Source organism: Rhizobium sp. BR 314 (genome assembly GCF_047445805.1).
GTDB classification, from domain to species: domain Bacteria; phylum Pseudomonadota; class Alphaproteobacteria; order Rhizobiales; family Rhizobiaceae; genus Rhizobium; species Rhizobium lusitanum_B.
Window position 1 is genome coordinate 40,963 of sequence record NZ_JARWLA010000044.1, and the last position, 7,299, is coordinate 48,261.

At 57.1% G+C, this 7,299-nt stretch carries 8 protein-coding genes; 4 read left to right on the forward strand and 4 right to left on the reverse strand.

What is annotated here, in order from left to right:
* Positions 1 to 102: 102 nt before the first annotated feature.
* Both QD461_RS32310 and QD461_RS32315 read left to right on the forward strand, forming a co-directional pair.
* On the forward strand, positions 103 to 1,536 hold the full coding sequence (locus tag QD461_RS32310) for a sensor histidine kinase (RefSeq protein ID WP_414091154.1): 1,434 nt from the start codon (positions 103 to 105) through the stop codon (positions 1,534 to 1,536).
* Positions 1,533 to 2,177: a response regulator gene (locus tag QD461_RS32315; RefSeq protein WP_414091155.1), complete on the forward strand. Its 645-nt coding sequence runs from the start codon at positions 1,533 to 1,535 to the stop codon at positions 2,175 to 2,177. The genes QD461_RS32310 and QD461_RS32315 overlap by 4 nt, the downstream gene beginning before the upstream one ends.
* Here the strand turns inward: QD461_RS32315 and QD461_RS32320 are convergent.
* Both QD461_RS32320 and QD461_RS32325 read right to left on the reverse strand, forming a co-directional pair.
* The gene (locus QD461_RS32320) at positions 2,171 to 2,677 is read right to left on the reverse strand and encodes a hypothetical protein (RefSeq protein ID WP_414091156.1); all 507 of its coding nucleotides are present in this window, start codon (positions 2,675 to 2,677) and stop codon (positions 2,171 to 2,173) included. The genes QD461_RS32315 and QD461_RS32320 overlap by 7 nt on opposite strands.
* 377 nt (positions 2,678 to 3,054) lie before the next feature.
* Positions 3,055 to 3,972, reverse strand: coding sequence for a LysR family transcriptional regulator (locus tag QD461_RS32325; RefSeq protein WP_414091157.1), 918 nt, complete (start codon positions 3,970 to 3,972; stop codon positions 3,055 to 3,057).
* Between the two features lie 115 nt (positions 3,973 to 4,087).
* Here QD461_RS32325 and QD461_RS32330 point away from each other — a divergent pair, with 115 nt between their 5' ends.
* Complete coding sequence (locus QD461_RS32330) at positions 4,088 to 4,699, forward strand: glutathione S-transferase family protein (RefSeq protein WP_414091158.1); 612 nt, start codon at positions 4,088 to 4,090, stop codon at positions 4,697 to 4,699.
* Positions 4,696 to 5,679: a pyridoxamine 5'-phosphate oxidase family protein gene (locus tag QD461_RS32335; RefSeq protein ID WP_414091159.1), complete on the forward strand. Its 984-nt coding sequence runs from the start codon at positions 4,696 to 4,698 to the stop codon at positions 5,677 to 5,679. Before QD461_RS32330 ends, QD461_RS32335 begins: the two co-directional genes overlap by 4 nt.
* Positions 5,680 to 5,723: 44 nt before the next feature.
* On the opposite strand, the gene QD461_RS32340 is transcribed toward QD461_RS32335, so the two are convergent.
* Together QD461_RS32340 and QD461_RS32345 are read right to left on the reverse strand one after the other, a co-directional pair.
* On the reverse strand, positions 5,724 to 6,500 hold the full coding sequence (locus tag QD461_RS32340; RefSeq protein WP_414091160.1) for a cyclase family protein: 777 nt from the start codon (positions 6,498 to 6,500) through the stop codon (positions 5,724 to 5,726).
* A 218-nt stretch (positions 6,501 to 6,718) separates the two neighbouring features.
* On the reverse strand, positions 6,719 to 7,027 hold the full coding sequence (locus QD461_RS32345; protein ID WP_414091161.1) for a transcriptional regulator: 309 nt from the start codon (positions 7,025 to 7,027) through the stop codon (positions 6,719 to 6,721).
* Between the last annotated feature and the right edge of the window lie 272 nt (positions 7,028 to 7,299).

Below are 7,299 nucleotides of genomic sequence, written 5' to 3' on the forward strand. Positions count from 1 at the left end.
CAGGACCCTTTTGGGGCGAAAGCGCTGATGATGCCGATGAGCGGCAGTTGACACCCGTGTCTGTCGGGATAGCTATTAGGAGTTGGGAGATCAGTGCTGATAATGCCGGTTCTGCGAACAAACCAAAAATACAAGATATCTCTGGTGGGTTTGATCGCGCGCTGGAATTCTCAATCCTTGGCGCGGCAGTTCCTGCTCGCGGGTGGCTTGGTCGCGCTCTGTGCGATGATTGTCGTGGGGGCCTTCGTCGCCAGTCTGATCGAAAACGCGGTCACGCGCAATTCGGCAGCAACGACTGCGCTTTACGTCGATAGCGTCATCGCTCCGCTTCTGCCGGATATGCAAACGACCCAAATTCTCGACGACTCCGTCAGACAGGCGCTGGATGAGACGCTCGGCCAGGGTGCGCTCGGCAATCGGCTATTTTCCTTCAGGCTTTGGCGCAACGACGGAACCGTTCTCTACTCCAACGACAAGAACCTTTCTGGAAAGCAATTCCCACTTTCAAACGACCTCAGATTGGCCTTTTCCGGCCAAATGGTCGCCAAGTTCAATCGGATCGACGATGTCGAAAGCGAGGCTGAACGCAATAGCGGCAAACCGCTTCTGGAAATCTACAATCCGGTTCTGCAACCCTGGTCTGGCAAGGTCGTCGCTGTTTCCGAATTCTACGAAGTCGCCAACGATTTCGAGGGGAGCCTCAATCAAGCGCGTCTGCTGAGCTGGCTCGTGGTTGCTGCATTTACGATGACATTTTTCGCGCTTTTGTCGATTATCGTTCTACGGGGCAGCCGCACCATTGACAGCCAGCGCGAGGCGCTCAACGGCCGCATTGGCGAACTATCGGCCCTCCTGCGGCAGAATGAGGCTTTGCGTGCACGTGTTCAACGAGCAACGCAACGGTCCGCCTCCCTTAACGAAAGCTATCTGCGCCGCATCGGTGCCGACTTGCACGACGGTCCGGCGCAGCTGATCGCCTATGCCTCCTTGCGTCTCGACAGCCAGACCCTCATCGCGCCCACCACGCAACCCGATGAGCGTGAGGCATCCTTGAAAACTATCAAGTCCAGTCTCGATGATGCCATGACGGAAATCCGCGGAATTTGCAGCGGGTTGATGCTGCCACACATCGAGACGGATACGCTGACGGACCTCCTGAAACGGGCGATCCGCGCGCATGAACAACGCACCGGCGTTTCCGTTGCGCTCTCCTTGGACAAGACACCCGCCGACCTTTCCACGTCGGCAAAGATATGCATCTATCGTTTTGTCCAGGAGGCACTCAACAATGGCTATCGCCATGCCGGGGGCATTGGACAGAAGGTTGCGCAATCGTCGGAGGACGGGCAGATCATTGTAGAAGTTGTCGACAAGGGGCAAGGTTTCGATACGAACGGCGTCGCGCCGCAAAAGCTTGGCCTTGCCGGCCTTAGAGATCGTGTCGAAAGCCTTGGAGGGACCTTTCAGCTTTCATCATCCGATCGCGGAACCACCGTGCGAATGTCATTGAATATCGAGGAAATGGAGCAGGCATGACAGCTGCAATCAGCTTGGCGGTCGTGGACGATCATCCCCTCTTCAGAGAGGGAGTGATCCGAAGCCTGACCGAAATGGAAGGGCTTAGCATCGTCGGGGAAGGCAGCAGCAAGGACGACGCGCTGCGTATAGCAGCGACCCATCGCCCCGATGTCCTGCTGCTCGATATTTCCATGCCGGGAGGCGGTCTGGAAGCCATCTCCCTTATACTCGAGCAGATGCCCGACCAGAAGATCGTGATGCTGACGGTTTCCGAGGCAAGCGACGACGTCATGGCGGCGCTCAAGTATGGCGCCAAGGGCTATGTATTGAAAGGCGTTGGCGCGCGCGCACTCGCCGATATCATTCGTAGCGTTGCGGCCGGCAACAGCTATGTCGCCCCCACTTTATCCGCACGTCTGATTTCGGAAGGCGGATCGAGCACCGAGGTCAATCCCTTCGTCGCACTCACAGATCGGGAGCGGGAGGTGCTGGAACTGGCATCTGGCGGATTGAGCAATAAGCATATCGGCCTGAAACTGGATCTGCACGAAAAGACCATCAAGCATCATATGACGCAGATCTTTGCCAAGCTTGGCGTCAGTAATCGCACGGAAGCTGCGATGGCGTTTCGCGACGAGCTTGAAAAGCGCCGTCAATGAAGGAAGGATTTAAGCCGCTCTTCATCGGCGGCCGTTGCGTTGCGGTTGACGATTGTTCGTCCTTTTGAATCCCTCATAACGTAACGCCCGCTCCGGATGTTTTCGCTGATGCCGTCCTTGTGACGAACGGTGAGCGAGCCATTGCCCTCGTTCACGGATTGATCGGAATAGGTCTGACTTTGCGTTGCGCTCTTGGTACCCGACTGCTGGCCATTGTCGTGTCCCTTGCCGTTTGAGCCGCTGTTGCCATTCCCGTTGCCGCCACCATTACCATTGCCGCCGCCGTTACCGCTATTGCCGCCGCCGTTACCGTTGCCGCCGCCGTTTCCACCACCGTTGCCATTGCCGCCGCCGTTACCGTTCCCACCCTTGGCTTCGGCCATTTGCTGCGCAAACGTCGCGGACGTGCCGTGGATGCTCATGGTGTAGGGAAGCACCGTGTTGACTAACGTCAACAGCAGGCACGGGAGGGCGGCAACTAGTTTACGGCGCAACAACACACCCAGCCTCCTCAGGCTCCGGTTGGATCCGGCGATCAATGCGGCGCAAAACGCCACCGCAGACCACCGACTGGCAAAGTTTTGATTCCCTATCAAATCGTCTCTATGCTGCGAGCGGTCAAGTCTAATCAAATGGATAAGGCCCCGTTCGGACTTCAGCAATTGCGCAAGCGACCTTTCGCCGAAACAACATCAGACCAACGTCGGAAAGCGAGACCGACCGAAGCCCCATTTCGGCTCGTCTTATCAAAAGCTACTCCTCCGCATTCTTCTATGCTGCGGGCAAACGCTCTAACCAGGTCGCTTTCGGCTGCGTCCAGCCAGCTGTCGCGCTGTTCGCCGGACTGCCAGCGAATAGCGAATAGAAGCTTTCCCGATCAGAAGCTCGCTTCTTGGGCAATACTCGCATTTGCCTGTCCCAGCAGATGATCGACTGTGAAATCCATGAATGCCCTGACCCGCGCAGAGACCATATGCCCCTCGCTATGCACGAGATGGATCGGAACCGGCTCGCGCTCATAATCTGCAAGAATGATCTTCAACCGGCCCGCCTTGACGTCCTGCGCCACCTGATAGGATTGGAACCGGGACAAGCCGGCGCCTGCAATTGCCGCGGCAATCGCCGTATCATTCGTGTTGCAGATCAGCGACGAGTTGATCGGAACACGGATGTTGCTGGCCTTGCCGAACAGCCATTCTGACTGCCCAAACAAGCCGTCGCGCCCGATGACCTGGTGATGGCGAAGATCTTCAGGGGTTTGCGGCTCGCCAAACCTGGCAAAATACTCAGGAGAGCCGCAAAGAACCTGCCTGATTGAGCCAACGCGTCGGGCGATCAGGCCGGAATCGGGCAGCGACGCGATACGCACGGCAATGTCCAAGCCCTCTTCGACCAGATTGGTCACCCGATCGACAAAGACGGTTTTGACCTTCATGTTCGGATAAAGGCGAAGGAAATCGAGAATGGCGGGAAGCACATGAATTCGCCCGAAAAGCACCGGAGCCGTCACGGTTAGCACGCCTGCCGGCTGCGTGTAGCTTCCCGCCGCATTGGCTTCGGCTTCGCTGATATCGGCAAGGATCCGACGGCAGTCTACCGCGTAGCCCTCGCCCGCCGAGGTGAGCTTCATCGAGCGGGTCGTTCGCACCAGAAGGCGCGTTCCGATATTGTCTTCTAGCTGCGCAATCGCACGCGTTACCGAGGGCGCACTCATGTGCAGGCGCTTTGCGGCAGGCGCAAAGCCTCCGCTTTCCACGACCTGCGCAAAAATTCGCATTGCCTGTAACCGGTCCATGCATACATCCCCTCTGATTATTTCAGATTATGAAATGGATATGTGCAATTTTCAATGCTTATCGACATATCGATTAATAGTCATAGTTCCTGCCATCAGATGCCAGGAGGCAGCCATGAAACTCTACTATCACCCCCTCTCCGGTCATTCTCATCGCGCTCGACTGTTTCTGTCGCTGCTCGGAGTGAAGCACGAGCTCGTGTTCGTCGATCTTTCGGTCAAGGCGCATAAGCAGCCGGAGTTTCTCGCCCTCAATCCCTTTGGACAATTGCCTGTTCTTGACGATGACGGGATAATCGTCTCGGATTCCAACGCCATCCTCGTGTACATCGCCAAGAAGTTGGGGCGGACGGACTGGCTGCCTGAAGACCCTATTGGAGGTGCTGCCGTTCAGCGTTGGCTATCAGTCGCAGCCGGCCAGATCGCCTATGGCCCGGCAATGGCGCGTCTGATCACAGTTTTCAATGCACCATTTCGTTCCGAGGAAATCATCCCTCGCGCACATGCCATTCTGATGCTGATAGAAGCGGCACTTGACGGTCGCGAATGGATCGCCACGGACAAGCCGACGATCGCCGACGTCGCGCTCTACAGCTATGTGGCTCGCGCGCCAGAAGGCGATGTCGATCTCGCGCCATATCCGCGTATTCTTGGCTGGCTTACGAGAGTCGAGGCGCTGCCAGGCTTCGTCGAATTCCAGAAGACCCCCGTCGGGTTGGCGGCATGACAGATATAGCGATAGGCGCGGACCTACCACGACCATCGCCGTGGCACGACGGCGAGGTCAGTCTGCAGCGATCGGCCGATGTCGAAGGCCGCATGAGCGAAATCGGCCCCAAGGTCATCCGCAATCATCTGATCGACCAGCACCGAGAGTTCTATCCGCTTCTGCCCATGGTCGTCCTTGGCGCAGTCGATGACGACGGCGACGCCTGGGCAACGCTGCGCGCCGGCAGGCCGGGCTTTCTCCAGGCGGCCGATCCCTATCACCTTGGCGTCACGCTTGCCCGGGAGGGTGCGGACCCGGCAGACGCCGGAATGGAGGATGGCCGGGAAATCGCCCTTCTTGGCATCGACCTTGCGACGCGACGCCGCAATCGCCTGAATGGTACGCTGCAACGCCATGCACGAGGTTTCGACATCACAGTCGATGAGAGCTTTGGCAACTGTCCGAAATATATTCAGGCGAGAAGCGTCAGCTTCATCCGCGACCCGGCCGACGTTACCGATATGCCCGCAATTGTAAGTTCGGCACTCGACGATACTGCCCGCGCCCTCATCAGCCAAGCAGACACGTTGTTTGTTGCATCTTATTTCGAGGGCAAGGGCAAGCGCCGCGTCGATGTCTCCCATCGCGGCGGACGGGCGGGCTTCGTCCGCGTCGGTGAGGATGGCTGGTTGACGATCCCGGATTTCGCTGGAAATCGGTTCTTCAATACGCTCGGGAACATCGCCTTGAACCGGAAGGCAGGTGTGACATTCGTAGACTTTGCCTCGGGAGGGCTCCTGCAAATGACCGGCGATGCCGAGCTTATGCTTGATCCCGCGCCGGATCTTTCGGTGAATGGCGCCGAGCGCTATTGGCGCTTTCGCCCTAGGATCGTAGCATGGCGCCCCGAAGCCCTGCCGATCCGCTATGACATGACGGATTGGTCACCATTCAGCCTGGCGACCGGAACATGGGAAAATCCAGACTTCAGGTCCTAGATTGCCTTTAGCCTCCTGGTCGTGTGGACGCAGAGAAGCCCGCGTTAGTCATCGATGATCGCGACAGCTCTTGTCCATCCGGCTGAAGCCTTTTCAATTTTTACAGGGAAGCAGGAGAGAGTGAATCCGGTCGAAGGCAGCTCTTCGAGGTTATGAAGCTTCTCGATATGGCAATAACCGCGATGGCGCCCGGCCTTGTGCCCCTCCCAGATCAGCGATGCATCCTTGGTCGCTGCATATTTCTTCGCCGTATGGATAAAGGGCACGTCCCAGCTCCATCCATCCGTACCGGTGACTTTCACGCCGCGCTCAAGAAGATGCATAGTCGCCTCGTATCCCATGCCGCAACCGCTTGCGACATAGTTGTCCTGGCCAAAGCGAGCGCCTGCAGCCGTGTTGACGACGACAATATCAAGCGGACGCAAGACATGGCCGATACGCTCGAGTTCGGCTTCAACGTCCCTAGCAGTGACGAGATAACCGTCCTCGAAGTGTCGAAAATCGAGTTTGACGCCCGGCTGAAAGCACCATTCCAGCGGCACTTCATCGATCCGCAGCGATGGAATGCCGTGATCCATGGTCGGATGATAATGATAGGGCGCATCCAGATGCGTGCCATTGTGCGTCGATAGCGTTACGCGCTCGACGGCCCACCCTTCGCCGTCAGGCAGATCGTCCGCCTGTAGTCCCGGAAAGAACGGCAGCAGTTGCGGAACGCTCTGCTTATGATCGATATAGTCGATGTGCGGGATTTGGATCGGGGGATCGGCGGGGATATCATTGGCAATCGGCACCGAAAGGTCGGTTATGCTTCGCGTCACGGGTTTCCTCCTCCTCGCAGGCCGTCAGTCCGCAATCAGGCGACGTCCCCAATCGTTGCGGGCTGGATTGAAATGCGGCTCTGAGGCATATGTGGTATGCATAGGACCGCATCCGGTTGCGATTGGTCAGGCAAACTCCTGACATCAGGCCATGATGGTGGATGCACTTTCGGCTTGTTGGTGTAGCGCACGAATAGCCGCTACTAGCCTTGATGGCTCTATTGATCGACGTCGCCTTTTATCGTCGATTGCGCGACAGATTCCTTGAACCTCACTCCGACCCCTCCCCCATTGGCCGGGATGAATTCGATTCCAGCGGCCTCCAAAGCTATGCGAACGGCATTTAGATTTGCGTTTGTGATCGACGGAACACCGTCCTCAACTTCCGCCCGGCTCACCGTAGCGACACCGACCCCGGCTGCGACCGCTAGATCCTTTGCACTCCACCGGATAAGCCCGCGAGCTGCGCGCAACTGAGCTCCAGTGATTTTCTTTTCATCATTTGATTTCGAATTGATCACTTTCATCTCATGTGATATACGTGCCGTTGTTCTGGTCCAAAGCTCAATCTCGGAATGGTCGAGCGAAGGAAAAGCGGCTGCAAGCAGTGCTACCAACACCGAATGCAGCCTAACCACAACCAAGCTTTAGGGAGCTCGGATCATGGGTGATTCTGAGAATAGCAGAACTTTGTCTTCAAATACCCGCATAAACATTATTTCGCGCACGACAGACTTTCTAATGCGAGGGCAGAAGCACCAAAACAGCAGCGCCGGTATCGATCCGGCGCATGCAAAGT